Annotated in this window: 21 protein-coding genes; 11 read left to right on the top strand and 10 right to left on the bottom strand. The window is 71.1% G+C overall.

Annotated features, from left to right (window positions below; all coding sequences use genetic code 11):
- Window positions 1–315 precede the first annotated feature (315 nt).
- Complete coding sequence (locus tag ACFWIS_RS23085; protein ID WP_380461086.1) at window positions 316–7,539, top strand: polymorphic toxin-type HINT domain-containing protein; 7,224 nt, start codon at window positions 316–318, stop codon at window positions 7,537–7,539.
- A complete protein-coding gene (locus ACFWIS_RS23080; protein WP_380461088.1) occupies window positions 7,536–8,024 on the top strand; it encodes a hypothetical protein in 489 nt (162 codons plus the stop codon). Before ACFWIS_RS23085 ends, ACFWIS_RS23080 begins: the two co-directional genes overlap by 4 nt.
- A 659-nt stretch (window positions 8,025–8,683) precedes the next feature.
- On the opposite strand, the gene ACFWIS_RS23075 is transcribed toward ACFWIS_RS23080, so the two are convergent.
- Window positions 8,684–9,694: a transcriptional regulator gene (locus ACFWIS_RS23075; RefSeq protein ID WP_380461090.1), complete on the bottom strand. Its 1,011-nt coding sequence runs from the start codon at window positions 9,692–9,694 to the stop codon at window positions 8,684–8,686.
- A 209-nt stretch (window positions 9,695–9,903) separates the two neighbouring features.
- On the opposite strand from ACFWIS_RS23075, the gene ACFWIS_RS23070 reads away from it, so the two are divergent.
- On the top strand, window positions 9,904–10,062 hold the full coding sequence (locus ACFWIS_RS23070) for a hypothetical protein (RefSeq protein ID WP_380461092.1): 159 nt from the start codon (window positions 9,904–9,906) through the stop codon (window positions 10,060–10,062).
- Between the two features lie 234 nt (window positions 10,063–10,296).
- Entirely contained in the window at window positions 10,297–10,464 is a 168-nt protein-coding gene (locus ACFWIS_RS23065; protein ID WP_380461093.1) for a hypothetical protein, read from the top strand.
- Window positions 10,465–10,609: 145 nt separating this feature from the next.
- Here the strand turns inward: ACFWIS_RS23065 and ACFWIS_RS23060 are convergent, their stop codons facing one another.
- Complete coding sequence (locus ACFWIS_RS23060; protein WP_380461095.1) at window positions 10,610–11,818, bottom strand: response regulator; 1,209 nt, start codon at window positions 11,816–11,818, stop codon at window positions 10,610–10,612.
- 134 nt (window positions 11,819–11,952) lie between these two features.
- The gene (locus tag ACFWIS_RS23055) at window positions 11,953–12,168 is read right to left on the bottom strand and encodes a hypothetical protein (RefSeq protein ID WP_380461097.1); all 216 of its coding nucleotides are present in this window, start codon (window positions 12,166–12,168) and stop codon (window positions 11,953–11,955) included.
- A 257-nt stretch (window positions 12,169–12,425) separates the two neighbouring features.
- Here ACFWIS_RS23055 and ACFWIS_RS23050 point away from each other — a divergent pair, with 257 nt between their 5' ends.
- Window positions 12,426–13,130: a hypothetical protein gene (locus ACFWIS_RS23050; protein ID WP_380461098.1), complete on the top strand. Its 705-nt coding sequence runs from the start codon at window positions 12,426–12,428 to the stop codon at window positions 13,128–13,130.
- Window positions 13,131–13,138: 8 nt separating this feature from the next.
- On the opposite strand, the gene ACFWIS_RS23045 is transcribed toward ACFWIS_RS23050, so the two are convergent.
- Window positions 13,139–13,573, bottom strand: a complete 435-nt coding sequence (locus ACFWIS_RS23045) for an SMI1/KNR4 family protein (RefSeq protein ID WP_380461099.1) — start codon at window positions 13,571–13,573, stop codon at window positions 13,139–13,141.
- Window positions 13,574–13,627: 54 nt separating this feature from the next.
- The gene (locus tag ACFWIS_RS23040) at window positions 13,628–14,518 is read right to left on the bottom strand and encodes an alpha/beta fold hydrolase (protein ID WP_380461100.1); all 891 of its coding nucleotides are present in this window, start codon (window positions 14,516–14,518) and stop codon (window positions 13,628–13,630) included.
- A gap of 176 nt (window positions 14,519–14,694) precedes the next feature.
- Here ACFWIS_RS23040 and ACFWIS_RS23035 point away from each other — a divergent pair, with 176 nt between their 5' ends.
- Window positions 14,695–15,129 carry a MarR family winged helix-turn-helix transcriptional regulator gene (locus ACFWIS_RS23035; protein WP_380461119.1) on the top strand — a complete coding sequence of 145 codons (435 nt, stop codon included), beginning with the start codon at window positions 14,695–14,697 and terminating at the stop codon, window positions 15,127–15,129.
- A gap of 117 nt (window positions 15,130–15,246) precedes the next feature.
- On the opposite strand, the gene ACFWIS_RS23030 is transcribed toward ACFWIS_RS23035, so the two are convergent.
- Window positions 15,247–16,173 (bottom strand): AEC family transporter, encoded by a 927-nt coding sequence (locus ACFWIS_RS23030; protein WP_380461101.1) that lies wholly within the window; start codon window positions 16,171–16,173, stop codon window positions 15,247–15,249.
- A 242-nt stretch (window positions 16,174–16,415) separates the two neighbouring features.
- Here ACFWIS_RS23030 and ACFWIS_RS23025 point away from each other — a divergent pair, with 242 nt between their 5' ends.
- Window positions 16,416–16,874: an HD domain-containing protein gene (locus ACFWIS_RS23025; RefSeq protein WP_380461102.1), complete on the top strand. Its 459-nt coding sequence runs from the start codon at window positions 16,416–16,418 to the stop codon at window positions 16,872–16,874.
- 281 nt (window positions 16,875–17,155) lie between these two features.
- On the opposite strand, the gene ACFWIS_RS23020 is transcribed toward ACFWIS_RS23025, so the two are convergent.
- Window positions 17,156–17,530, bottom strand: a complete 375-nt coding sequence (locus ACFWIS_RS23020) for a transglycosylase SLT domain-containing protein (protein WP_380461104.1) — start codon at window positions 17,528–17,530, stop codon at window positions 17,156–17,158.
- A gap of 512 nt (window positions 17,531–18,042) precedes the next feature.
- On the bottom strand, window positions 18,043–19,680 hold the full coding sequence (locus tag ACFWIS_RS23015) for a carboxyl transferase domain-containing protein (RefSeq protein WP_380461105.1): 1,638 nt from the start codon (window positions 19,678–19,680) through the stop codon (window positions 18,043–18,045).
- A gap of 351 nt (window positions 19,681–20,031) precedes the next feature.
- On the opposite strand from ACFWIS_RS23015, the gene ACFWIS_RS23010 reads away from it, so the two are divergent.
- The 3 genes from ACFWIS_RS23010 to ACFWIS_RS23000 all read left to right on the top strand — a co-directional run bounded on the left by ACFWIS_RS23010 (window position 20,032) and on the right by ACFWIS_RS23000 (window position 21,912).
- A complete protein-coding gene (locus tag ACFWIS_RS23010) occupies window positions 20,032–20,364 on the top strand; it encodes a ribonuclease (RefSeq protein ID WP_380461120.1) in 333 nt (110 codons plus the stop codon).
- Window positions 20,365–20,551: 187 nt separating this feature from the next.
- Window positions 20,552–21,232 carry a TetR/AcrR family transcriptional regulator gene (locus tag ACFWIS_RS23005; RefSeq protein WP_380461107.1) on the top strand — a complete coding sequence of 227 codons (681 nt, stop codon included), beginning with the start codon at window positions 20,552–20,554 and terminating at the stop codon, window positions 21,230–21,232.
- Between the two features lie 155 nt (window positions 21,233–21,387).
- On the top strand, window positions 21,388–21,912 hold the full coding sequence (locus ACFWIS_RS23000; RefSeq protein ID WP_380461108.1) for a universal stress protein: 525 nt from the start codon (window positions 21,388–21,390) through the stop codon (window positions 21,910–21,912).
- Window positions 21,913–21,943: 31 nt separating this feature from the next.
- On the opposite strand, the gene ACFWIS_RS22995 is transcribed toward ACFWIS_RS23000, so the two are convergent.
- Together ACFWIS_RS22995 and ACFWIS_RS22990 are read right to left on the bottom strand one after the other, a co-directional pair.
- On the bottom strand, window positions 21,944–22,477 hold the full coding sequence (locus ACFWIS_RS22995; RefSeq protein ID WP_380461109.1) for an alpha/beta hydrolase: 534 nt from the start codon (window positions 22,475–22,477) through the stop codon (window positions 21,944–21,946).
- A gap of 415 nt (window positions 22,478–22,892) precedes the next feature.
- Window positions 22,893–23,801: an IclR family transcriptional regulator gene (locus tag ACFWIS_RS22990; RefSeq protein WP_380461110.1), complete on the bottom strand. Its 909-nt coding sequence runs from the start codon at window positions 23,799–23,801 to the stop codon at window positions 22,893–22,895.
- A 327-nt stretch (window positions 23,802–24,128) separates the two neighbouring features.
- Here ACFWIS_RS22990 and ACFWIS_RS22985 point away from each other — a divergent pair, with 327 nt between their 5' ends.
- Entirely contained in the window at window positions 24,129–25,439 is a 1,311-nt protein-coding gene (locus ACFWIS_RS22985; protein ID WP_380461111.1) for an extracellular solute-binding protein, read from the top strand.
- Window positions 25,440–25,472 lie beyond the last annotated feature (33 nt).

Below are 25,472 nucleotides of genomic sequence, written 5' to 3'. Positions count from 1 at the left end.
GCACCGTAGGGGCGGGCACTGACATCGGCCAATTTCAATTCGCTGACGAAGTCCTGACTTGCAGCGAATTGGGTGATTCGTGGGCCCCCGTGAGAATCCTCACCAGTGACCAGGGCTTGACTGTCGGTAATCAGGGTTCGCTAGCATCCGTCAGTTCGGATACAGGACTTGGCCCCCATATTCGAGGGCCTAATGCTTGGGGGATGTAAAAGAGTGTCATTTACACAACGGTCAGGCTTCGAAAGAGCAAAGGGCTGGAGGGGGAGACTACGGGGACGGTTCGCGGCCGTTACGACGGCCGCCGTCCTCGGGTCGATGCTGGCGCCCCTGCCGCTCGCGGCAGCGGCGGGCGGGCCGGACTACTCGCGCAAGTGGTCGCCGCCGAACACCGCCTTGCCGAAGACTCCTTCGGTGGCCGGCCAGAACGCCGCACCGGTGCCGACCGCGAAGCCGGAACACCCGGTGCCTCCGACCTGGACGCCGCCGAGGGACCTGAAGCCGGTTCCGGGCGGCCACGCGTCGGTGACGCTCGGCTCCGCACCCGCGGCACACCCGCTGAGCGAGGGTGAGAAGCCCCAGGCCGGTGCGGAGGCCAAGGCCTCGGGACTCCCGGTCACCGTCGCGCCGCTGGCCGGCTCATCGGCCGCGGGTCAGACGATCCAGGTCGAGATGGCCGATGCCAAGGCCTCGGCGACAGCCGGGATCCCCGGCGTGGCGGTGACCCTCACCCGGCCCGGGTCGGGCGATGACGCACCCGTGCGACTGGGTGTCGACGCGTCGAGCCTGGACGCCGCGTTCGGCGCGAACTGGGCCGCTAGGGCCCACCTGGTGGTCCTGCCCGCCTGCGCAACGACAACGCCGCAGACCGCCGACTGCCGGAAGCAGACCTCACTCGAGTCCCACTACGACCCGGCGACGAAGAAGCTCGTCGCCGACGTGCCGCTGACCGGCACGGGCACGACCAAGGCCTCGACCACTCCGGCCACCAAGAGCGCCACCGACGCCTCTGGGGCGGCCCGTGCGGTGTACGCGGACTCCACTACCACCTCCACCACGGTCGGCGTCGTGTCCGGGGCATCCAGCGGAGCCGGAACCTACACGGCGACCAGCCTTAATCCCTCGCAGGCATGGACCGCTGGCGGTTCCTCAGGGTCGTTCACCTACGACTACCCGATCCAGACCCCGGCAACGCTCGGTGGGACGGCCCCGAAACTGGCGCTTTCCTACGACTCGTCCTCGGTGGACGGCAAGACCTCCTCGACGAACTCCCAAGCCTCCTGGATCGGCGACGGCTGGGACTATAGCCCAGGCTTCGTTGAGCGTTCGTTCAAGCCCTGTTCACTGGACGGCATCGCTGGCTCCGGCGACCAGTGCTGGACCGGCGCCAACATGATCCTCTCCCTGGGCAGCCACTCGGGCCAGCTGGTGCCAGACGACGCCTCCTGCCAGTCTGGCGCCCCCGCCTCGATGGAGCAGTCCAACTGCACCTGGCGGATTAAGAACGACGACGGCACCAAGGTGCAGTTCCTGACCGGCGCGACCAACGGCACGTGGAACGGCGCCTACATCAAGGTCACCGACACCGGCGGAACGGTGTCCTACTTCGGCCTGAACCATGTGCCGGACGCGAACGGCAACCCGACCACGCTCGGCGCGGACAGCAACTCAGCGTGGACCGAGCCGGTCTATTCCCCCAACAGCGGCGACCCGTGCTACGACCCGGCCAAGGGCCAGGCCTCATGGTGCCAGAGCGCGTGGCGCTGGAACCTCGACTTCGTCGTCGATCCGCACGGCAACCTCACTACCTACACCTACGCCCCCGAGACGAACTACTACTCCCGCGGTGGAGGCCAGAACAACGGCAACGGCACCAGCACCGCCTACACCCGCGCCGGCGTGCCCGCCACGATCGGCTACGGCCAGCTTCTCTCTGACCAGCTGAACAACAACGGCGCTTACGATCCCGCCGCGAAGCTCGTCTTCAACGCCTCCGAGCGGTGTGTCACCTCCAGTGCAGCCTGCGACCCGTCCCAGCGCACCGCGGCCAACGCGGCGAACTGGCCGGACGTTCCGCTGGACCAGCAGTGCGACGCCAACAGCCCGTGCACCAACTACGGCCCGACGTTCTGGACCACCAAGTGGCTAGCTTCTGTCGCCACCCAGGTCCGGATCAACGGCGTCTACCAGACGGTTGACTCGTACGCGCTCAACCACACGTTCCTCAACGCGCAGAACGCTACCGAGAACACCCAGGTCCCCTGGCTCGCCTCCATCCAGCGCACCGGACAGGACAAGCAGGCCACCGGTGACCCGATCACCCTGCCCTCGGTGTCCTTCACCGCCCAGCTACTGCCCAACCGGGTGGACGGCACCAACCTCGTGCCCGCGCCGCCGGCTTACAACCGGCCCCGCATCCAGCTGATCACCACCGAGACCGGCAGCACCATCGGCGTCAACTACGCCTCCGCCGACTGCTCACGGGCGAACAACGTCATGCCGGCCTCCGCGGATAGCGACACCCGCTCCTGCTACAACGTCAAGTGGAGTCCGCCCGGCTCCATCGCGGGCGCGGCGCCCGTGGACGACTGGTTCCTGAAGTACCCGGTCACCAGCCTCATGCTGAACCCGGCCACTCCGGGCTCGATTCCCATGGTGACCAACTACACCTACGGCAAGGCCGCCTGGCACCGGAACACCTCCGCTCTGGCCGACGACAAGTACCGGACCTGGGACCAGTTCCGCGGCTACGCCTCCATCACCGAGATATCCGGCAGCGGCAACGACGGGCCGCAATCGAAGAAGTCGACCACCTTCTACCAGGGCATGGACGGCGACCTGCTCGCCAACGGCAGCACCCGCAGCGTCCCCCCGGTCGCGGGCCCGATGGGCGCAGGAGCCACCGACTCCGACTGGCTCTCCGGCCAGAACCGTGAGAGCGACACGTACACCAGCGCGGACCCCGCTGGCAGTATCGTCGGCTACACGGTGAGCTCCTTCAGTGGTGGACCGGTCACCACCGCCACCCATAGCCAGGGCAAGAACCTGCCCGCTCTCCTCGCCCAGTACACGGCCACGACCGTTGTGCGCACAAGCAAGGCCCTCAAGGCTGACGGGACCTGGCAGACCAACAGCACCACCACTAACACCGATCCCTCACACGGGAACCGCATCGTCACCTCGCTGGACAGCGCCGACGGCCTGCCCGACATCTGCACCCGCACCGGTTACGCCGGCACAGATGCGCAGATCCTGGAAGTGCCGTCCGAGTCGGTCGTGGTCTCCGGTCAGAACGCCTGCACCGCGCCGGCAACAGCCACCAACACGGTCTCCTGGACACGGACCCTCTACGACGGACGGGACTTCGGGCAGCTCGGAACAGCTCATGACCCCACGGGCACACTGACCCTCGACCACTTCGACTCCACCGGAATCCCGCAGTTCAGCGCGGCCAACGCAGCCTACGACGCCTACGGGCGCATCACGAGTGCGACCGACCCCAACGCCACCGACAGCGCCCACCCGGGCGGGGCGGTCGTCACCACCACCTACACGGTGGCCAACGCGGGCGAACTGCCCAACGCCGTCACCGTCACCAGCCCCGCGCCCGCAGGTGCGAGCGACGCGGCCACCGGCCGGGCCATCACCACCACGTACGACACCGCGCGTTCACTGCCGCTGACGGCAACCGATCCCAACGGCCGCACAACCACCGAGGCCTACGACGCACTCGGCCGGCTGACCGGTGTATGGCTACCAGGGCGCGACACCAAGGCCAGCGCCAACAAGACCTTCGCCTACACACTCCCCGGCGTGGTCAACAACGCTGCAGTTCCTCCGACCGTGATCAGCTCGGACCTGCTCAAGGACGGCCACTACGCCGTCAAGATCGACATCATGGACGGCGAGGGACGGATCGTTCAGTCCCAGGCGACCCCGGCACTTTCCGCCTACACGGGCCGCCTCATCACCGATACCGTGTACGACTCGCAGGGACGCGTCACGAGGGCCAACAGCCCCTGGTACAACAAGGACACCGCGCCCAGCACCACACCGTTCCAGACCACCACCAACAAGGTGCCGGCGCAGACCTACAACGTCTACGACGGCCTCGGCCGACCTGTGACACAGCAGTTCGTCGCCTACGGGGCCACGCAGGCCACCACCACAACCACCTATCCCGGCACCGACCGCATCGACGTCACACCACCCGCAGGCGCCACGCCCAAGTCAGCCGTCACCGACGCACGCGGCCACAACACCCAGCTGTGGCAGTACAAGACCGCCACCGCCACCGGAAACCCGGCCGATGCGGATGTGACCTCCTACACGTACACGGTTGACGGCCACCTGGCCACGCAGAAGGACGCGGCGGGTAACACCTGGACGCACGGCTACGATCTGCGCGGCCGTGAGACGACGGCGTCCGACCCTGACACCGGTACCGCGACCAAGACGTTCGACAGCGAGGGCCACGTGGCCTCCGCCACCGACGGACGTGGTCAGACCATCTCCTACACCTATGACCTGCTCGGCCGTGTGACCGGCACGTTCTCCGGAGCGGTCAGCACGGACCACCAGCTGACCGGCTTCACCTACGACACCGTTCTGAAGGGCAAGCCCGCCACTTCGACGCGCTACGTCAACGGCGCCTCCGGAATCGCCTACACCAACTCCATCCTGGCGTACGACACCGCCTACCACCCGACCACGACCACCATCACGATCCCGGGCACCGAGATCGGCCAGGGCACCACCCCCTTCACCTACACCTACCAGGCACTCTACGACCCCATCACCGGCGCGCTGACGGACGACGACCGTTCAGCCGTGGGGGACATCGCCGAAGAATCTCTCACCTACCACTACGACAACAACGGCCCGCTGAGCGACTTCGGCGCCTACGGGGGAGCCACCTACGACCTGTCCTCGGACTGGGACGCGTACGGTCGCAACATCCGCTCCACCATGAACCCGTGGGGCACCCAGGTAGTCGTCACCAACACCTACGACGAGTCCACCGGTCGCCAGCTGTCACAGTTCGTCGACAAGCAGACCGCCGCAAGCGGAGCTGTCCAGCAGCTCTCCTACACCTACAACGCGGCCGGCCAGATGACGGCGATCCGGAACATCCCGGACAACACCCCGTCCTCCACCGACCTCCAGTGCTTCGATTACGACTACCTCGGCCGGCTGACCAACGCCTGGACGGACACCGGAACCCTCACCCAGGCCGCCCAGCCCACCGTCGGAGGTATCGGCGCCTGCGCCAACTCCACTCCCACCAGCGGTGTCCAGGCCCCCCTGAAGACCACGGTCGGTGGCCCCGCTGCGTACTGGCAGAGCTACGGCTACGACCTCACCGGCAACCGCACCCAGCTCATCCAGCACGACCCCTCCGGTGACAGCACCAAGGACACCACCACCAACCAGAGCTTCCCGGCAGCCGGGAAGGTGAACTCGCCGGCTACGGGGCCCAACACCGGTGGAGGAACCGGCGGCCCGCACGCCCTGTCGTCCTTCACCACCACCTCCCCGAGTGGAGTCAGCTCAGCCAACCTCCAGTACGACGCCACCGGCAACACGACGTCCATCACTGACGCCTCCGGCACCACCAGCCTCACCTGGGACAGCGAGAACAGGCTCGCCTCCTCGGCCAAGACCGGGGGCGCGGGGCCGACGACCTACCTCTACGACGCTGCGGGCAACCAGCTCATCCGCCGCGACCCCGGCAAAACCACCATCACGCTCGGCAACGACGAACTGGTCTACGACACAACAGCCAGCCCCGCCCTCACAGGAGTCCGCTACTACCCGATCCCCGGCGGCACCACTCTGGTCCGCCAAGGTGGAAAGTCGACCTACCAGATCGGTGACCACCACGGCACCGGCACCCTCGCCATCGACGGCGCCACACTCACCGAGAGCCGGCGCCCGACCGACCCGTTCGGCAACCCCCGCGGCACCCAGCCCACCACCTGGGCCGGCGACCACGGCTTCGTCGGCGGCACCAAGGACGACGCCACCGGCCTCACCAACCTCGGCGCCCGCGAGTACCAACCCACCACCGGCCGCTTCCTCAACCCCGACCCCATCATCGACCTCGCGTCCCCACAACAGTGGAACGCCTACGCCTACAGCAACAACGACCCCGTCAACCTGAGCGACCCCTCCGGCCTGCACCCCGACGGCACCTGCGGCGGATTCGCTACATGCCGGACCACCGACCCCGACAGTGGCGATTCCCAAATCGTCCAGGAAACGTGGACCACCGACCACGGCAGCTGGAACGTCGACATCCAGAAGTACACGCCGACCCCCGCGCCTCCAGCCCCCAAGCCTGCGCCCAAGGCTGCCATATCCGCCGACGTGCTCAGCAAGATCCCGAAGGACCGCATAGACAACTTCAACGAAGCAGTCCAGAAGGTCAGGAAGGAGAGCCCGGGCACCTGGAACGTCCCCGGAACACCCGCCTACCAGGCCCTCGAAGAACGCGCGAGGCACATGATCCTCGGAGACCTTACGCTCAAGGAACTGTGGGACGGGTCGAAGCAGATGCTCACGGCGATGACCGTTGAGCTGGTCGGCGCGGCGGTATGTGCCGCAATTGAAAACCCTGCCTGCCTCTACATGGTGAGTGCCGAGGCTGCCGGCCTTGGACAATGCGTGGAGGATTGCAAGAACACGCAGAAGTTGGTCCTCGCCGAGATCGAGGGGGCTGCCGCAGCTTACATCGGGGGCAAGATCGCCGGTGGAATCGGCGGTGGCTGCAGCTTCTCCCCGGACACCCAGGTTCTGCTCGGCGACGGAAGCGCCAAAGATATCGCGGATGTCAGGCCGGGCGACGAAGTCCAGACCGGCGACCCAACTGATGGGAAACCAGCTGGGAGCAACACGGTCCGCGCTCTGTGGATCAACCACGATGACAACCTTCTCGACGTCACGGTCTCGGACGCACAGGGCACGAAGGCCGTTCTCCACACCACGGCAAACCATCCGTTCTGGGACGATACGGAGCACGCCTGGGTAGCAGCAGGTGACCTGGCATCTGGCCACAGCCTGTCAACGCCCTATGGAACGACGGCGACCGTAGAGAAGTTGAGCCTGGAGGCAGGTGCCGCGGACCGCTTTAATCTCACTGTTGACGACCGCCACACGTACTATGTACTGGCCGGTGCCACGCCGGTGCTGGTGCATAACACCTCGCCAGCTTGCGATCTCTCCGCAATGGCAGGAAAGATCGATGTCGAGAATCTGACAATGAGTCGCACCGTTGCGAATCATGCCGCAGATATTATCGACAGCAGAGGGAATCCCAAGGATGGCGATCTAGTTCGCCCCTTTATGAAACCAAATAATGGCCTGCTCATTAGAGAGATCATGGCGGGGAGTGAGCCGACTTTGGATCCTCGGGGCGCCCCGGGGGTGCTTCGGTGGGACACGCCGGGGAGTCGTACGGCAGGGAAGGAAGGGACTTGGGAGCTTCTTATTGATACGAACACTAATACGGTCCTCCACTTCAACTATGTGGGCAAGAGATGAATCTGACCTTTTCCGTGCAAAGCGGGGCTCCCTTGAGTGGGACGCTTAACTACCTGACTGCTGAGCACAGCTTCCTCTTTGAAGCCCAGAGCCGTGCCGACCTGGTTGAACGCATCGGCGCGGGTGGCGTGACCAGCGTCGTTGTGGATACGTTGCAACTTGAAGTCGGCATCGAATCCGGAGAGGCTCTGTTTGTCTGGGGCTATTTTCCGAGGCAATCCTGGATCCCTGCGCGTCTGACCACGCCGAACCACTCGCCTGGCAGAGTATTCGTAGGACCGGAGGAGCCATTCGAGGAGGGCGTATCTATTCCGATCCCGGCTAGTCATTGGCGGGTTGAATATGATCCATCGAATGGATGGATAGTTGCTCGCGCTGGAATGGATGCTGGCGCGCAATTCATTCAAATCGCGGGTGGCACGGTTCTGGGAATTGATAATACTAGGCTGATCTCGATCTGGCTTAAGCCAGTATTCTCCCTCTAAGTGGCCTGCTAGGAATTACTCCTTGCCGCACCGGTAGTCCCACCGGAATGTATTCCGGTGGGACTACCGGTGGTTCTGACGGCAATGGTTGACGGCAGCGCCGGCGGACAAGTTGAGCGGGACGCGTCCGTGGTGCGGGCTCGATGGTGCCCCCGGCGGTGGAGTGCGTCAAACCTTCCTTACGGGTTCAAGGCGGGCCCCGCCCGTTGGAGGTGGTCCGACGTCGCCGACCGACCCAGGGTCGGACCGGCCCCGAGGTCTTCACGGGTGTCGGCGGTCAGGCGGTCCGCCGGGTCGTGAGCGGGGCTCGACTGGTGCCCGATGGGAGCAAGTTGTGGGGTAAGCGCTGCTTACCCCAGCACCGCCCAGGGTCGGAGCAAGTTGTGGGCTACGGACTCCTTGCCCGCAACGCGGAGCAAGTTGTCGCCTGCGACCGTCGTACGGCCGGATCGTGGGCAGCAGGGTCGGCCAGGGGTTCGACCCGCTTCTATCGCCGGGCTCGCCGAGGGCGGTGGCCGAGTCGCCTCCGGCACGGCGCGAGGCTCCCCGCCGACCGCACCCGCGCCGAGCGACCAGCCCACGCACGAGCAGTGCCGTACTGCGTGCCGAGACGCCGACCAGCAAGCAGCAGTCCGAACTCGCCCCCGCGATCGGGAGGGTCAGGACGCCAGAAGTTCGGCGACTTCGGGGACGTCGCGGAACGCCCGCAGCCGGTCCAGCACGATCCGCGTGCGCTCCGTGGTGCGTTCGTTGCCGCTCTGCCCCAGGGCGAGCATCCGGCCAGCCGTCCCGGCTGCGGCCTCGGGCTCGTTCGCATCGGCGTAGGCCATGGCCAGCCAGGACAGGTACAACGCCAACTCCCTCGCGTGACTGGCGTCGTAACGGCCCAGGACGTCCGTCAGCAGCGGAACGGCGCGAAGCGGCCGGTGCAGCTCTGTGTAGACGCGGGCCTCCATGACCTGCAGTTCCCCGGCGTCCATCCAGTACAGGTACGAGGGCGACTCGGTGCCGGCCGAGTCCTGAGCCAGGGCCTCGCCGGCCTCCCCGAGGGCAGCCATCGCCGGGCGGTCCTGGCCGGCGCGGGTGTGCGCCCAGGCCACCCGGTCCAAGTACAGCGCGCGGGCCTTGGCCGGAGCATCGGGACCGGCCTCCTGGACGGCGGCGGTGGCGAGGTTGACGGCGTCGTGGGGGCGTCCAGTGTTGCTCCACTGGTAGGCCAGCGAGCCCGCCACGTTCCCCGACAGCACCCCGTCCCCGGCGGCACGGGCGGCACTGATCCCGAGCTGGTAGATCCGCTCCGCCTCGGCATGCTCGCCCGCATCGGAGGCGACCCAACCGGCAATCTGCGCCAATTCGCCAATCGTCCTTAGCAGTTCGCGGCCCACCTGCTCGGTGTGGGTGCCCTCGCGGTAGAGCGTGACCGCCGCCCGCAGTTCCCGCAGGGCCGGGCCGATCAGGTCCTTCCCGTACACCACATCGTCGGCCAGCCGCAGGCCGTGCACCCGCTGGGCCAGGTCGGCGACCTGCCCGGCGCCGATCCGCCGGCCGGTACGCGCACTCAGCGGGGCCAGCGGGTCGCCCTCGGGCAGGAAGTCAGCCAGGGCCGGCACACGCGGCGTGGGCACGGCCGGTGGGACGGCCTTGGCCGCCTCCATCAGCTCGCGTGGCACATGCGGCGTCGCCTGGCGCGAGGTTGGAGTCAGCGGCGGCTGGCCGACGCGCTGGCCCAGGCCGCTCCCGGGCGGGTTCCACCGACACGAAACGACGTGTCGCGCTGGGAGATCGGCACTCGCTCTCCCCGGGAGTGGCTTCCCTTCCTTGCGCAGGTACTGGAGGTGACTTCCCGGCGGGCCCTCTCGGCGGCGCGCTCGACTGCGCTGTGCTCCCCGACCCGGACGCGCCCCAGACCACCTGCGCGTGGGCGGACGGAACAACAGTCGGCATCGTCGTCGACGAGACGGGCGAGAGCCGGCCGGAGGACCTGGCCAAGCGCACGCTGGAGATCCGTGCAGCCGTCGAGGTCAAGGTCAGGGATTGACATGGCGAATTCGGCGATTCTCATTGAGTCGTAGGAGGCGAGTTTCACGGCCGACGGCGTCGACGCCGAGCAGTACGACGGCGAGGACGATGACGAGCCGGACACAGGTGGTCCCGAGGACACGCCGGCCCCCGCCGCCGAACGAAGATCACCACCACGTAGCCCGCCGGTCACCGGCCAAGGCCCGGCACCAGCCAGGTGCCGGGCCTCACCCATCCCGAAGGACAAGCCGCGATGGACGACGCAACCACGGCCTGGCTCCTCGCACAGCTCAGGCCCGCAACCGACCCCGCCGAGCTCCAAGCCCGCTACCAGCGCCTCCAGAGCGCCTGCGCCGTCGCCTTGGCTTTGGGCATGGCGAACGAGTCGCTTCCGCCGGGAGTTCCGGGTGATGTCGAGTGAGTCCGCCGGGTCGATGAGGAGAACGGCTACCCCGTCCTACTCTGGCAGGGTTTCCGCCACCGCTCCGGACTCGTTGTCGAGGCCCGGCTGGGTGCGTCAGCCGTGCTCGACGTTGGTGGGCTGGGGGCGGAGGCCAGGCCGATCGTCACCGGGGGCGGGTGGCCGGCGACGAGGCGGCGTGGGTGGTGGGGAGGAGCCAGGGGGTGGGGGTGTGGGCGGGTTGGTGTGGGGGCATGGCGCGTGGGGTGCCGCGGTAGTTGAGGTACATGCCGGTCAGGACGGTGACCTTGGCGCGCAGGAGCCAGGGGTCGAAGGGCTTGACGATGAAGTCGACCGCTCCGGCGTCGTAGCCGCGCAGGGTGTTCTCCGGGTCGGACCCGATCGCGGTGACGAAGATGATCGGGATGTCGCGGGTCTGTGCGCGGCTCTTGATCTGGGCGGCGGTCGCGTAGCCGTCCATGCCGGGCATCTGGACGTCCAGGACGATGACGGCGATGTCGTTGTGCTGGAGCAGTGCCTTCAGGGCCTCGGGGCCGGAGGCGACGCCGAGGACGTCCCAGTCGGCGGCGGCGAGGACGGCTTCGAGGGCGACCAGGTTCGCGGGCTGGTCGTCGACGACGAGGACCCTGGGCCTGCCGGTGGCGGCCGGGGTGGTGGCGGGCGCGGGTGCCTCGATCCGCAGCGGGTCCTCGCCGGCCTGCTGTTCGGCGACGATCAGTTGGCGCTCCAGCAGCTCGCAGCGGGCCTCGGCGGCGAGTTGACGCCGCAGGGCCTCCGCCAGCTCGGTCTCCAGTCGCGCGACGTCCGTCTCCAGCGCCTGCTTCTCGAGGAGCAGGTCGGCGCGGTCACCGCCGTACCGGGCGAGCTCGTCCGCGCGGGCGCGCTCCCGCGCCCAGTCGGTCTCCAGCTGGTTGAGACGCAGCTCCAGGTCGGCGATGCGGTGGTTCTTGTCGAGCAAGGCGTCTCCCAGGACGTCGCTGTGCGCCGCGGAGCGCCGCGAGAGCCGGTCGGCCTCGGCCAGTTGGGACTGCAACTGCTGTACGGCGTGGCCGACCGAGGCACTGGTCTGCTGCGCGGCCGCGTGCAGGCAACGGAGGAGTTCGACGGTTTCCGGGGTGGCGACGTTGCCCCGGTCGGCGCCGACGTCGGTGAGCAGGTCCTGCACGAACTGCCAGGACGGGATCCGCTGCCCGGACAGGTAGCGGGAGAGCGCCCCTGGGCTCAGGTGGCGGCGCGAGCTGTAGCGGCGCACCGACACCGTGGGCCGCAGCCCCGCGAACAGGCTGCGCAGCGCCTCGGCGAAGGCGCGGCACTCCTTGTTCAGATCGGCGTTCAGCGGTTGCAGGCTTCCCACCCGGTCACCCCCGGTGTCTCATGAACCTCCACGGAGGTCACCATCCTTGCAGTGTCGGCGCGGTCGCGGTCGCGGTCGCGGTCGCGGTCGCGGCCCGGGAACCGGGAAGCCGGAGGGCCCGGGCCGCGCGGGCATCAGGAAGCGGGCTCGTTCTCGGCCGGCTCCTGCGCGGGATCGCCGACGAGCCGGTTGACGAACGGCACGCTGACGCCGAAGGCGCCGGCGCCGTACAGGACGCACCGGACCGGGTGCCCGCCCCCGGCGGCGGCCAGGACGCCCGCGCCGATTCCCGTGAGCACGCCGATCAGCAACACCAGAGTCGCCCTGGTCGACAGCAGCGCACGCTGCACCGTGAACCTCCTCGATCCGTGGCGGCCTTCGCCGGCCACGCCCTGCCCGCCAGCCGGACCGGTCTGACGGTGCGTCACAGCATGGGGAGTCCGGGCGCCGTTGCGCCCCTGTTTCCGGGGCGGAAACAGCAATCGGCAACAGCGGGCCGGCCCCCGGCCCGCTCCGGACGGGCGACGGTTCCGGCGGACGTCCCGCACCGGATCGGCGAGCCCGCCCTCCCGTCGCCGGCGGAACGGCCCCCGCTACGCTGGCGCGGGTGCTGCTCCCCTCCGTTCCGCGTGCCCGCCTCCGCCTCGGCGGGCGGCCCGCCGTCGACACGCCGTTCGGCCCGCTGGTGTTCACCACGACGATCGGGAGTACGGCCCTTCCGCTGCTGCCCGATGAGCTGTTCGGGCTGCCCGGCGGCTGTACGGTGGCTCGCTGGAGCCGGCCCGGCGCCCGGGTCGAGCTGCTGCTGACCCCGTACGACCCCGGGCTCGACCCGGAGAACTGGGGGCCGCTGACCGATTGCCGGGCGGCGGTCTGGCGGATCGACGCCCGCGCGCCGCTCGGGCGGGTGCGGTTCTCGGCGAGCCTGCCGGACCGGCTGCCGGAGGGTGCCGACGCGGGGTGGGACGGCGGGCAGTCGCTGGTCGCGATCACGGTCGACGACGACAGCACCAGGCTCACCGTCGGCGGCATGGACGAGGAGGCGATCTGCCTGGCCGCGGGCGGGGAGGTCCCTGGTCGGTGGGGTGGGTTGATCGACGAGGTCTACGGGCGCTCGCACAGCACGTGGGGCGTGGACCTCGGCGACCGGCACGGCTTGACCTGGACGCTGCCCCCGCTGGAGGCCGGCGAGCACTGCGAACTCCCGGTGGTGGCCGCCTGGGCTCCGGTCGCGGACGAGACCGCGAACACCTGGTTCGCCGTTCTGGCCTCGCCGGCGGAGCTCCTGCGGCGGGCCGCCGACCGCGACTGACCCTTCGGCTACCGGTACCAGTCGTCTCCGCCGGTGGCGAGCGAGCGCCCCAGGTAGTCCCGCAGGTCGCGGGCGACCCAGGAGCGGCTGTCGCTCTCGTGGTCCCAGACGAAGATGTCCGGCCTGCGGGGCTTCCGTACGAAGGCGAACTGGTCGCCGCCACCGTTGTCCCCGAAGAACAGGAGGGCGTCGAAGGGCATGTACAGCCGGGCGATGGAGGCGTCCGTCCGGAGGTAGCGGTTCTGTTCGACGATCCGCTCGATGGGCCAGACCGTGTCGACGCTGGTCCGTCCCACGATCCCGTTGCTCTCCAGAAGCAACTGCCTGAGTTCGCCGGGCAGTTCGTCCCCGAGTCGGCTCTCTGCCCCGGCCAGTGCCGACTCCTGGGCGGGCTCCCTGAAGCCGCTGCCCGGGAACGCGTCGGCGGCCGTCCGTGTCCACATGATCCGCAAGCGTAGGGGGTCGCCGTTCCGTGGGTGACGGCCGGGTGGGGGAGGTCAGCGGCCGGGTGGGGTGAGGAAGGTGAGGACGTGGTGGTTGACCTGCGGGGCGGCGGCGTGGGGGAGGGTGTGGTGGGTGGCGTCGGGGAGGGTGGTGACGGTGGCGTGGGGGACGGCGCGGCGGGTGGCTTCGGCGGTGCGGCGGAGGTCGTGGACGCGGGAGTCGGCGGCGTAGAGGGTGAGGAGGGGGGTGGTGAGGGTGCGGAGCCGGGTGGGGGTGGGGCGGGGGCCGGTGACGACGGGGGAGGCGGGGAAGTCGGCGTAGCCGAGGGCGTAGAGCTCGCGCCAGTCGGGGTCGACCGCGGGGCCGGGGGCGGACTCCCAGTCGAGGTAGGAGCGGGCGCGGGCCGGGGTGCGGCGGGGGAGGAAGAGCGGGAGGGCGCGCAGCAGGTAGCCGGGGCGGAAGCCGGTGAAGCACTGGGTGGGGTCGAGCAGGGCGAGGCGGCCGACCCGGGCGGGGGCGTGCAGGGCGTACTGGAGGGCGATCCAGGCGCCGTACGAGTGGGCGCAGAAGTCGACTGCGGGGACGCCGAGTTCGTCGAGCACGGCGTCCAACCAGCCGAGCAGGCCGGGGGCGTCACGGAGGGGGGCGCCGTCGTGGACGCTGCGCCCGGGGTCGCCGATGAGGTCGACGGCGAGGACTCGGTGGCCGGCCTCGGCGAAGGCGCCGGCGTTGGCGAACCACATGGTGGAGGTGGCGCCGCCGCCGTGGAGGAGGACGAGGGGGCGGCCGTCGGCGGGGCCGCAGGCGTTGATCCGGGTGGTGCCGTGGGCTGTGCGGACGGTGAGCGGTTCGACCGGGACGGGCCAGCGGGCGAGCAGCCGGTCGTAGGCGGCGAAGTACGGGGCGAGGCGCGGTGCGGGGTCGGGGGTGGTGCGGGCAGACATGATGGGCCTCCGCGGGGTGTGGTGTGATCGGCTCCGGGTCGGGTGCCGGATCGGCGCTGGAGCGCTGCTGGGATCATCGCTGGATCACTCGTTGAACAAGTATCTCGCTGAGCGAGAGAATAGTGGCACACGTGTGCCTGAGGAAGGACGAGAGGGTGTCCGAGGTCGAGGAGCCGATGCGGCTGGTCCACCTGTTGCGCGGTCTGACGGTCGAACTGGACCTGTTCGGAGCCGAGTTCGCGGCCCGCAATGGTCTGCATCCGACCGATCTGCGGGCGTTGATCCACCTGCTGGACGCTGCCCGGGCCGGGGAGGTGGTCACCCCGGGCCGGCTCGGGGAGGCGCTCCGGCTCAACTCGGCCGGTACCACCGGCCTGGTGGACCGGCTGGAGCGACTCGGGCTGATCCGCCGTGAGCGCGATCCGCAGGATCGGCGGAAGGTGCGGTTGGTGGTGGAGGAGCGGGCGATGGAACTGGGGCAGGGCTTCTTCGGTGGGCTGATCGGGGACCTGGTCGCGGCCATGGGCCGGTTCGACCCGGCGGAACTGGCCACGGCCCGGCGCTTCCTGGAGGCGATGACCTCGGTGGTGGCCGCCGCCCGACAGGATTGAGGCCAGCAGGAGTGAGGCCGGCAGGAGTGAGGTCGGCAGGAGTGAGGTCGGCAGGAGTGAGGCCGGCAGGAGTGGGACCGGCACGAGTGAGACCGGTGAGTGATGGGGGCGCGGGCGCTACGCGGGGCCGAGGGTCCAGGCGATCAGGGACAGGGTCGCCATCGACGCCAGCGTCGACCAGAGCACGGTGTCCCGGGCGAGTTCGGTGCCCTGCCCGTACTCGCGCGCGTAGGTGTAGACGTTCTGCGCCGTCGGCAGGGCGGAGAAGAGCACCACGGTGAGCAACTGGTGCGTGGGCAGGTGGAGTACGGGGCCCGCCACGACCAGGGTGACCAGCGGCTGGACCAGGGTCTTGATCGTGACGGTCAGCCCGACCTCGACCCGGCGCGAGGGTCCGTCGGCGGACGGGCGGTTGTGCAGCGACATGCCGAGGGCGACCAGGGCGGTCGGCACCCCGGCGCCGCCGAGCAGTTCGGCGGAGTGGTTGAGCTCGGCGGGCAGGTGCAGCCCGGTCGCGGAGGCGACGGCGCCGAGCGCGGTGGCGAGCAGCACCGGGTTGCGCAGCGGCAGGGTGAGCAGGGCCCGGCGGCCGGCCGCGCCGCTGTCCAGGACGGCCAGCACGGTCGGGGTGACCAGCAGGATCTGGAACAGGATCACCGGTCCGACGAACGAGGCGTCGCCGACCACCTGCATGGTCACCGGGATGCCGAGGTTCGCGGAGTTCACGTAGCCGGAGGCCATCGCGCCGATCGCCAGTTCGCCGCGCTTGCGGCGGAACAGCAGGCGCCCCGCGAACAGTCCGAGGCCGGTCGCGGCGGTGGCGCCGGCCACGAAGGCGAGCATCGACGCGTTGGCGAAGTGCCGGACCGGGGTGCGGGCGATCATCAGGAAGAGCGCGGCCGGCATCGCGACGTGGAAGGCGAAGCGGGTCAGCACCAGCTCGGCCTGCGGCCCGAGCAGCCCGGCGCGGGCGACGACGTAGCCGACCGCGGTGAGCGCCCAGATCGGGGCGAAGGCGGACAGCAGCGGGTGGAGCGCGGGCATGGTTCCTCGGATCGCTCGGAAGGGTCTGCCGGGTGGCGGCGGGGGTCGCCCGCCCTGGGGCCTGTCGGCGGGGGCCCTGGAGCACCGGTGACGCTGTGAACCCCCGGGGGAGTAAACCAGTGGCCGTCGGCCCGTTGATCAACGGGGGGAGGGGCCGGGAGCCCCGCCTGCCGAGGAGGCACGCGGGGCGGGCCGGGCAGGCGGCCCGGGTGCGGCGTGCCGGGCGGGCCTACGATGAGCCGATGGAGGACCAGTACCTGAGCCTGTCCGAGGTGGAGGCCATCGCGCGCCGCGCCCACCAGGGGCAAGTGGACAAGAACGGGCACCCGTACGCCGAGCACATCGCGGCGGTCGCCGGCGGAACGGCGGCGCGCGGCGGCAGCGAGGCGCAGATCGCGGCGGGCTGGCTGCACGACACCGTCGAGGACGATCGGCTGAGCCGGGAGTGGCTGGCGGGGGCCGCGCTGCCGGAGGAGACCAAGGCGATCGTGGACGCGCTCACCCGCCGCCCCGAGGAGCCGGTCGAGGCGTACACGGCGCGCATCCTGGCCACGCCAGGCGCGCTGGTGGTCAAGCGCGCCGACCTGGCGCACAACTCCGATCCCGGCCGGCTGGCCACGCTGGACCGGGCGACCGCCGAGCGGCTGGCCGCCAAGTACGCGCGGATGCGGGAGCTGCTGGGGCTCACCGGGGAGCTCTGAGCCGCGCGGCGGCCCGGGGCACGGCAGGGGAAAGCAGCGGAAAACAGGGGAGCTCTGAGCCGCGCGGCGGCCCGGGGCGCAGCGGGGGAAACAGGGGAACGCAGCGGAAAGCAGGGGAAAGCAGGGGAAGGCAGGGGAAGGCACGAGAGGGCCCGGGCCACGCGGATCGCGCGGGCCCGGGCCCTCTCGGGTCACCCCGGTGGTCCCTGTCCGACCCCCGGGGTGAGGGGGGAAGTGGTCAGGAGACGGGTGGCAGGCAGCTCAGCCGGTGGTCGGTCGGCTTAGTACCAGTGGTGGCTCTGCCAGAAGTTCCAGGCGGCGTTCGGGCTGCCGTAGCGGGTGTTCATGTAGTCCAGCGCCCACTTGATCTGGGTGGCCGGGTTGGTCTTCCAGTCGGCGCCCGCGGAGGCCATCTTGGAGGCCGGCAGGGCCTGGCCCAGGCCGTAGGAGCCCGAGCTCGGGTTGGTCGCGGTCACGTTCCAGCCGGACTCGTGGCTGATGATCTGGCTGAACGAGGCCAGCTGGTTCGCCGGGACGATCTGGGCGGCGATGGCCTGCGGGGAGGCGGTGGCGGCGTTGGCGGTGGCGGGCAGCACACCGGCGCCCAGGGCGGTCAGACCAGCGGTGCCGGCGAGAATCGCGGCGGAAGTGCGCATACGGAGCTTGAAAGCGGGCATGTAGAACAGGACCTCAATCAGGTTGGGCCGAGTCGCGCCCCACCCAGGACCACGGGCCGGACAGGGGCCGTTGCGGTTGTGGGGCGCGAACTCGGCGGCAGGCCGTCCACCGGCGGGACAGGAGCCGGAGCGGCTGGCGACGAGAGCCATTGTTGCCAGACCGGATCGGCCCTCGCCAAGACCCCCTCGTTACGACGCACCGTCGTACGCGCGGTGGTGGCCGTGGATTCGAAGGGGCGCCCCGGGCAGGCCGCGGGACGGGCTCCGAGCTGGGCGGACACCGGGTTGTCGGCGGTGGCCCGGGGGGTGCGGTCAGTGGTCCGCAGTCACCACTACCGTTCGTCGTAGGCTCGATTCGCCTGTGAGCGCACTCACCGTTTGGGGGTCGCCGCTGTCACCCGGCGGTCCGGTCGCGACACTTTGGGTACTGACGATCTGTGCCCGGCGCCACAGGATCCGGTGACCCCGGGCGGTGACGCGCTCGCTGAGGGTCACCGGAGGTCGCCCAGGCGCCGGTGTCGGAGGGCTCGGGCCGCGAGCCGGTCCGCCTCGGCGGTGGCCGACAGCTCACCGAGCGCCGTGACGACCGCCGCCCCCAGCCGGGTGCAGAAGGCCGCCGGCTCCTCGGCGGCGTCCGGCAGCTCGGGGACCACCTCGTCCACCAGCCCGACCTCCGCCAGCTGCCGGGCGCCGATGCCCTGGGTCCGGGCCAGCTCGGCGGCGTGGGCGCCGTCCCGGTGCACGATCGCCGAGGCCCCCTCCGGCGGCAGCGGCGCCAGCCAGGCGTGCCCGGCCGCGAGCACCCGGTCGGCCGGGAGCAGCGCCAGTGCGCCGCCGCCGGAGCCCTGGCCGAGCAGTACGGCGAGGACGGGGGTGCGCAGGGCGAGCAGGGTGGTCAGGCAGTGCGCGATCTCGATCGCGATGCCGTCCAGCTCGGCCCCGGCGGACAGCTCCGCCCCGGCGGTGTCCACCACGGTCACCAGCGGCAGGTCCAGCTGCTCCGCCAGCCGGGCGCTGCGCCGGACGGCCCGCAGGTCGGCGGCGGTGAAGGGGCGCTCGTGCTGCGCGTCCTGCCGCTGCTGGCCGACGACCAGGACGGGGTGGCCGCCGAGCACGGCGAGCGCGCGGACCAGGGCGCCGTCGCGGCCCCCGGGGGCGTCGAGGAGCACCAGCTCCTCGGCGGTGCGGCGCAGCAGCTCGCGGGTGCCGGGGCGGTCGGGGCGCCGGGTGCGGCGGACGGAGTCCCAGGCGTCCTGGACGTCGGGGGCTCCGGTGCTCCGGGGTCCGGCGTCCGGGGCGTCGCGTTCCGCGGTGCCCCGACAAGCCGGGGTGCCCCTATAAGAAGGAGGAGTGGCGCCGAGCACGGTGAGGATGCGGCGGAGCAGCTCGCGCAGGTCTCGCGGCGGCACCACGGCGTCCACCAGGCCGTGCCCGGCCAGTGTCTCCGCCCGCTGGACGTCGGCCGGCAGCTCCACGCCGCGCAGCTCCTCGTACACCCGGGGGCCGAGGAAGCCGAGCCGGGCGCCCGGCTCGGCGAGGACCAGCTGACCGAGGGTGCCCCAGGAGGCGAAGACCCCGCCCATGGTCGGGTTGCGCAGGTAGCTGAGGTAGGCGAGGCCGGCCGCGCGGTGGGCCTGGACGGCGGCGGTGATGCGGAGCATGCAGAGGAAGGCCGCCGAGCCCTCCTGCATCCTGGTGCCGCCGGAGACCGGCAGGGCGAGCAGGGGGAGGCGCTCGGCGGTGGCGCGTTCGACGGCCCGGGTGATCCGTTCCGCGGTGGCGACGCCGATCGAGCCGCCGAGGAAGCCGAACTCGGAGGCGACCAGGGCGACCGGCCGGCCGTCGATCAGGCCGAGGCCGGTGAGCACGGCCTCGTCCAGGCCGGTGCGCTCGCGGGCCCGGTCGAGCGAGGCGCGGTAGCCGGGGTCGGTGGGCGGCGCGGGCGTCGGTTCGTCCCAGCTGTGGAAGCCGCCCGGGTCGACCAGCAGTCCGATCAGCTGGCGGGCGGTCAGTGCGGTGCCGTTGCCGACGGGAGCGCCGCTCGTGCCGCCGCCCGTGCCGCCGCCCGCATCCGTGACGGCGCCCGCATCCGTGACGGCGCCCGCGCCCTTGTCAGTGCCCGTGTTCATGTCCACCCCGTCAGAGATCGTTCCGGTCCGAGACGATCCGTCACTCTATGCGGCGCGGGCGGACCGTTGTGGGAGTGCTGTGAAGGTGTGAGCGGGTCTACAGCGCGACGTGCAGTTGTTCGACGGCGGTCGACCCAAGGGTGGCGCCGGTGGTTCGTGGACGGCCTCGGCGATACCTCCCGGCGGGCTGCCGTACGGGTCAAGTCGCAGACGGAAAAGGGGAGTTACCCGCTGGTAAACAGTTCCCCGAGGGCCTTCCGGAGTTGTCGGTGTCTCGCCACACTGGTGGACATGACTCGCACTCTACGCGCGTGGAAGACCCGCGCCGCCGCCATCACCGCCGTCGCCCTGATGACCCTCGCCCCCGTCGCCGTCGCCACCGAGGCGCACGCCGACGTGAGCGGCTCGGTGTGCCTGTCCGCGCTGCCGGCGCAGGCCACCGACACCCTGAACCTGATCGCCTCGGACGGGCCGTTCCCGTACTCGCAGGACGGCGTGGTCTTCCAGAACAGAGAGGGCGTCCTGCCCAGCCAGTCGTACGGGTACTACCACGAGTACACCGTCATCACCCCGGGCGCCCCGACCCGCGGTACCCGCCGGATCATCACCGGCGAGGCCTCGCAGGAGGACTACTACACCGGCGACCACTACGCCACGTTCTACCTCATCGACCAGACCTGCTGAAACGCCGCCGCGGCGGCCGTGGCCCCGGGGGGAACGCCCGCCGGGGCCACGGCCGTACGGCCGGACACGGGCCGCCCGGGGCCGCTCTTCTCCGGGGCCCCGTAGGGCAGTTGCCGACCAGGACCGGTGCGGCCCGGCCGTCGAGCCGGTGAACACCCGGCGGCCGTGGCGTTGCTAGGGTCTGCGCATGGCACCGAGCAGCGCGAACCCCCCGGGACGGCTCCGGCGCGACGCGCAGCGCAACCGCGACCTGCTGCTCGCCGCCGCCCGCGAGATGTTCTCCCGGCACGGCCTGGACGTCCCGCTGGACCAGATCGCCAAGGAGGCCGGCGTCGGCAACGCCACCCTCTACCGGCACTTCCCGACGCGTGAGGCCCTGATCGCCGAGGTCTTCGCGGACGCCGGGGCCGGACTGGCCACCGCCGGGCAGGAGGCGCTCGCCGCCGAGGACGCCTGGACCGGCCTGGAACGGTACTTCGAGCGGATCTTCGAACTCGTCGCCGCCGACCGGGGCATCAACGACCTGGTCACCCAGGCCATCCCGAGCATCCCCGGCATGATCGAGATCAGCCGCGGCCACGCCGTCACCGTCGGCGCCCTCATCGCCCGTGCCCAGCAGCAGGGCACCATGCGGCCCGACGTGGTCACCATGGACCTGCTGTTCCTGCTCGGCCCGCTCTGCCGCGCCCTGCCCGCCGCCACCGAACTGCGCCCCGACCTCTGGCGCCGCTACCTCGCCCTGCTGCTGGACGGCTTCCGCGCCCGGGCCACCCACCCGCTGCCCGTTCCGCCGATCGGCGAGGAGCACCTGGACCGGATGTTCGCCGACCTGTGGGACGCGCAGCCGCCGGAGCCGCCCGAGGCCTGACCCGGTCCTCCTTGCCCGTCCGCATCAGGGACGCGTACGGAACACCGGGCGGCGCGTCAGGGCGGCGTCAACGGGCCGGAGCGGACGGCGGCGGCCCGCTTTGCTGGGGTGACCCGCCACGACGCGGCGGCGTGGACGGAGAGGCGGGACGGGCCATGGCGGACACGGGTACCGACGAGGGCCGGATCGTGGTCGGTGTCAGTGGCTCGCTCGGCAGCCTGGCCGCCCTGCACCACGCGGTGGCCGAAGCCCGGCGGACGGACGTCGAGGTGCTCGCGGTGCTGTGCTGGACGCCGCCGGGCGAGGAACTCGGGTACCGTCGCACGGTCTGCCCGCCGGTGGTCGACGCCGGCCGCGACGCCGCCGTCGCCCGGCTGCGGCAGGCGCTCGACGAGGCCTTCGCCGGGCGGTACGCGGGAGCCCGGCTGCGCTGCCAGGCCATGCGCGGGGAGACCGCCCACACCCTGCTGCGCTGCGCGGACCGGCCCGGCGACGTCCTGGTGCTCGGCGCCGGCCGCGAACGCGGCCGCCTCTCCCGGCTGATCCGGCCGTCGATCACCGCCTACTGCGTCCGGCACGCGACCTGCCCCGTGCTCACCGTGCCGCGCCCGCCGCTGCAGCGGGACCTGGACGCGCTGGAGCGCGGGTACCGGCAGAGCGACCTGGTCGTGGGGAACTGACCGGCGGGGCAAGCCGGTTGGGGAGACGCCGCTACCAGATCCCGGCCGCCCGGGCGAGCGCGGCGGCGGTCTGCCGACCGGCCGCCAGGGTGGCCGGGTCGGTGGCGGGCAGGCAACGGCCGACCTCCGAGTTGTAGCTGGTCATCACCACGCCGGCGTGGTCGGTGGCGAGTTCGAGCAGCTCGGCGGTCGGGACGGCCGCGTGCAGTTCGCGGGTGAGGGAGGCGGGCACCACCTCGTCCGCGGTGCCCAGCACCAGTCGGATCGGCACCGGACAGGGCCCCGCCGTCAGCAGGTCGAGCGGGCTGTCGCCGGTGGTGGCGGCCGGGCGGCCGTAGGCGGAGGCGATGCCGACGGCGGCGGTGGGGCGCAGCTCGGCCGGAGTGTCCGGGTGGGTGGCCACCGCGACGGCCTCCCGGCCGCCGAGCGACCAGCCGGCCAGCACGAAGCGCTTCGGATCCCCGCCGTACGCGGCGGCGTTGCGGCGGGCGAAGACCAGCGAGGCGAGCAGTTCGGCGCGGCCGCCGTCCTCCCGGTCGGAGCGCCAGTCCGGGACGAGCACCAACAGGCCCAGCCCGCGGCCTCCTGGGCGACGGTGTGCAGCACGTCGCGCTCGTCGGGGCCCGAGCCGTGCCAGAGCAGGACGACCGGGGCGGGCTCGGCGGCGGGCCCGGTGCCGGCGGCGGAGGTCGGGCGGTGGACGTCCAACAGTCGTCCGTCCGCGTACGGAACGGTCTCGGGTCGAGCGTTCGTCATGCCGGGTCCCCCTCCGGTTCGATGCGTGATCACCGAGCTGGTACTGTACTTCCTGTCGCGAGGGAGACGATCCCTCGTCAGGCGTCAGCGGTGCTACCAGAGCACGTCCTACTTTCAGTAGGAAGAGTCCGTGCGATCCGGGCCTGGCGCTCCAAGGTCGGACGGGGTCCGGCGCCTTCACGGTGCCGGGCCCCGTCCGCGTTTCCGAAGCGGGGCCGGGGAGTTCAGGACGGCTGGCGGTCGGAGCCCAGTTCGCGGGAGATCCGCAGGCCGGCCTGGGCGACGACCGGGCCGAGGGCGCGGACCCTGGCCGCGGTCATCCGGGAGGTGAGGCCGGAGACGGACAGCGCGGCCGTCACCTCGCCGGTGTGGTCGAAGATCGGCGCGGCCACGCACCGCACTTCGGGTTCGTTCTCCCGGTCGTCGATCGAGTAGCCGCGGGCCCGGATCCGGGCGAGGTCGGCGCGCAGCCGGGTCTCGTCCGCGATGGTCCAGGCGGTGACCGGGCGCAGTCCGGCCGCGACCACCTCGGTGACCGCCTCCTCGGGCAGCCAGGCGAGGATCGCCTTTCCGGTGGCGGTGCAGTAGGCGGGTGCCCGGCTGCCGACCCGGGAGGCCATCCGGACGTTGGTCTCGTCCTCGACCTTGTCCAGGTAGACGATGCCGGGCGACTGCCAGACGGTCAGGTGGACGGTCTCGCCGGCCTCGCGCTGGAGCCGGCGGAGGTGTTCGGCGGCGACGCTGCGCAGGTCGAGGGTGGTCAGGTAGGCCTGGCCGAGCCGGAGCGCGCCGTGGCCGAGGCGGAACCAGCCGGTCTCGCGGTCCCGTTCGAGCAGGTGCTCGTCGAGCAGCGGGCCGGCCAGCCGGAGCACGGTGCTCTTGTTGAGGCCCAGGGCATCGGCGAGTTGGGCGAGCGGGACGCCACGCCCGTCGCCGTGGTCCCGGACGTGGCCGAGGACGGCGAGCGCGCGGCGCAGCGAGGAGGACTGGTTGCGTTCGGTCGTGGGCTTCGCCGCGGGCGCGGGCGTTGGAGGCGCCGGTGCGGGGGTTTGGGTCGCCTGGGCGGGCGTTGGAGGCGCCGGTGCGGGCGTTGGGGTCGCCTGCGCGGGCGTCCTGGGCGACGTCTCCGTCATGGGTCCGTTCCCTGGTCCGGGTTCTGCTGGGGTTCCCCCGCTGGTCGGCGGCGGTTGTCAGAACGTACCCCGTCGGGCCCGGATGACCGCGTCTTCGATACAACGTTGTGCAGTGCAAAACTTCGTGAACCGCCTCTTGTTGGGGCCGATCGGCCACGCCTAACGTCCCTGCCATCGAGCAGGCGGCGTCGCCCACCCGAGGCGCTGCGCCCTGCCGTCACCCCCACCACTCACCCACCATCGGCCCCGGTCAGGGCCTGCTTCGACGCGCCCGTCCGCAGCGGCCCGCGTCTCGGCGGCAGCTGTCGGGAGGGGAGGTCTCCACCCATGCGACTCACCAGTCGGGCCGCCGCCGCGGCCGTGCTCGCCGCCGGCTGCCTCGCCGCCACCGCCTGCGCCCCGGGCACCGCCGCACCGGCCGGCGACAAGGCCGCCGACGACCGGACCGGCACCCTGCAGGTGTGGCTGTACAACGAGGCGGGCAACGCGGCCAAGGAGGCCGTGGTCACCAAGGCCGTCAACGAGTTCCAGGCCGCCCACCAGGGCGTCACCGTCAAGGTCAGCTACATCGACACCGACGCCTCGGCCCGCGCTGCCAAGATGAAGGGCGCCTTCAACGACCCCAACAGCGCCCCCGACCTGGTCGAGTTCGGCAACACCGACCTGCCCGGCTACGTCGCCGCCGGCGGCCTGGCCGACATCGGTGCCGAGTTGGACACGTGGCAGGACAAGGGCGACCTCGACCCGGCGATCGCGAAGACGGCGGTGGTCGACGGCAAGACCTACGGCCTGCCGTGGTGGGTCGGCGTGCGCGCCCTGTACTACCGCACCGACCTGTTCACCGAGGCCGGGCTCAACCCGCCGGCCTCGTACGCCGAACTGGTCGCCGCCGGGCAGAAGATCCACGCCGCGCACCCGGACACCTTCGGCATCGCGGTCGGCGGCAAGTACACCTTCGCGGCGCTGCCCTTCGTCTGGGACGCGGGCGGCGACATCGCCGCGAAGAACGGCTCGGCCTTCAAGTCCGCCATCGACTCGCCCGCCGCGCAGGCCGGGATCAAGCGCTACACCGACCTGTTCGGCGCGGACGGCTGCCCCGCCCAGCAGTGCGCGGACCTGACCGGCGGCAAGACCGTCGACCTGTTCGCGGCCGGCAAGTCGGCGATGGCGATCCTGGTCAACTCCAACCGCAGCAAGGTGGACGCGGGCGCGGTCAAGGGCAAGTACGGGGTGGTTCCGCTGCCGGGGGAGAAGCCCGGCTCGATCGCCCCGGCCTTCGCGGGCGGCAACAACCTCGGGGTGATGAAGGCGGCCGAACACCGCACCCTGGCCGTCGAGTTCGCCGAGCTGCTGGCGAACCCGGCCTACCAGGAGCAGATGTACGACGCGATGGGCAACCTGCCGACGCTCAAGTCCGTCAGCGGCAAGGTCGGGGCGAAGGACCCTTTCCTGAAGCCGTTCACCGACACCATCGCGGCCGGCACCCGCTTCGTGCCGCTCGACCAGGCGTGGGCGCAGATCGACGCCCAGTCGGTGATCCCGACCATGCTGCAGCAGGTCGTCACCGGCAAGGCGGACGTGGCCAAGGCCTCGGCCGACGCGGCGGCGCAGATCAACTCGGCCTTCGCCGCGCACTGACCCGCCGAGCCCCGCCGACGCCGAGCCCCGCCG

The organism is Kitasatospora sp. NPDC127060, from assembly GCF_042724935.1.
Taxonomy (GTDB): Bacteria; Actinomycetota; Actinomycetes; order Streptomycetales; family Streptomycetaceae; genus Kitasatospora.
The sequence above is the reverse complement of the archived record's forward strand: the minus strand, read 5'-3'. Positions and strand labels throughout refer to the sequence as shown.

What these genes read in the sequence shown, in the direction of transcription:
- ACFWIS_RS23085 (WP_380461086.1), top strand. Translation starts at nt 316, where the DNA reads ATGCTGGCGCCCCTGCCGCTCGCGGCAGCGGCGGGCGGGCCGGACTAC.
- ACFWIS_RS23080 (WP_380461088.1), top strand. Translation starts at nt 7,536, where the DNA reads ATGAATCTGACCTTTTCCGTGCAAAGCGGGGCTCCCTTGAGTGGGACG.
- ACFWIS_RS23065 (WP_380461093.1), top strand. Translation starts at nt 10,297, where the DNA reads ATGGACGACGCAACCACGGCCTGGCTCCTCGCACAGCTCAGGCCCGCA.
- ACFWIS_RS23045 (WP_380461099.1), bottom strand. Translation starts at nt 13,573, where the DNA reads ATGTGGACACGGACGGCCGCCGACGCGTTCCCGGGCAGCGGCTTCAGG.
- ACFWIS_RS23040 (WP_380461100.1), bottom strand. Translation starts at nt 14,518, where the DNA reads ATGTCTGCCCGCACCACCCCCGACCCCGCACCGCGCCTCGCCCCGTAC.
- ACFWIS_RS23035 (WP_380461119.1), top strand. Translation starts at nt 14,695, where the DNA reads ATGCGGCTGGTCCACCTGTTGCGCGGTCTGACGGTCGAACTGGACCTG.
- ACFWIS_RS23030 (WP_380461101.1), bottom strand. Translation starts at nt 16,173, where the DNA reads ATGCCCGCGCTCCACCCGCTGCTGTCCGCCTTCGCCCCGATCTGGGCG.
- ACFWIS_RS23025 (WP_380461102.1), top strand. Translation starts at nt 16,416, where the DNA reads ATGGAGGACCAGTACCTGAGCCTGTCCGAGGTGGAGGCCATCGCGCGC.
- ACFWIS_RS23020 (WP_380461104.1), bottom strand. Translation starts at nt 17,530, where the DNA reads ATGCGCACTTCCGCCGCGATTCTCGCCGGCACCGCTGGTCTGACCGCC.
- ACFWIS_RS23015 (WP_380461105.1), bottom strand. Translation starts at nt 19,680, where the DNA reads ATGAACACGGGCACTGACAAGGGCGCGGGCGCCGTCACGGATGCGGGC.
- ACFWIS_RS23010 (WP_380461120.1), top strand. Translation starts at nt 20,032, where the DNA reads ATGACCCTCGCCCCCGTCGCCGTCGCCACCGAGGCGCACGCCGACGTG.
- ACFWIS_RS23005 (WP_380461107.1), top strand. Translation starts at nt 20,552, where the DNA reads ATGGCACCGAGCAGCGCGAACCCCCCGGGACGGCTCCGGCGCGACGCG.
- ACFWIS_RS23000 (WP_380461108.1), top strand. Translation starts at nt 21,388, where the DNA reads ATGGCGGACACGGGTACCGACGAGGGCCGGATCGTGGTCGGTGTCAGT.
- ACFWIS_RS22990 (WP_380461110.1), bottom strand. Translation starts at nt 23,801, where the DNA reads ATGACGGAGACGTCGCCCAGGACGCCCGCGCAGGCGACCCCAACGCCC.
- ACFWIS_RS22985 (WP_380461111.1), top strand. Translation starts at nt 24,129, where the DNA reads ATGCGACTCACCAGTCGGGCCGCCGCCGCGGCCGTGCTCGCCGCCGGC.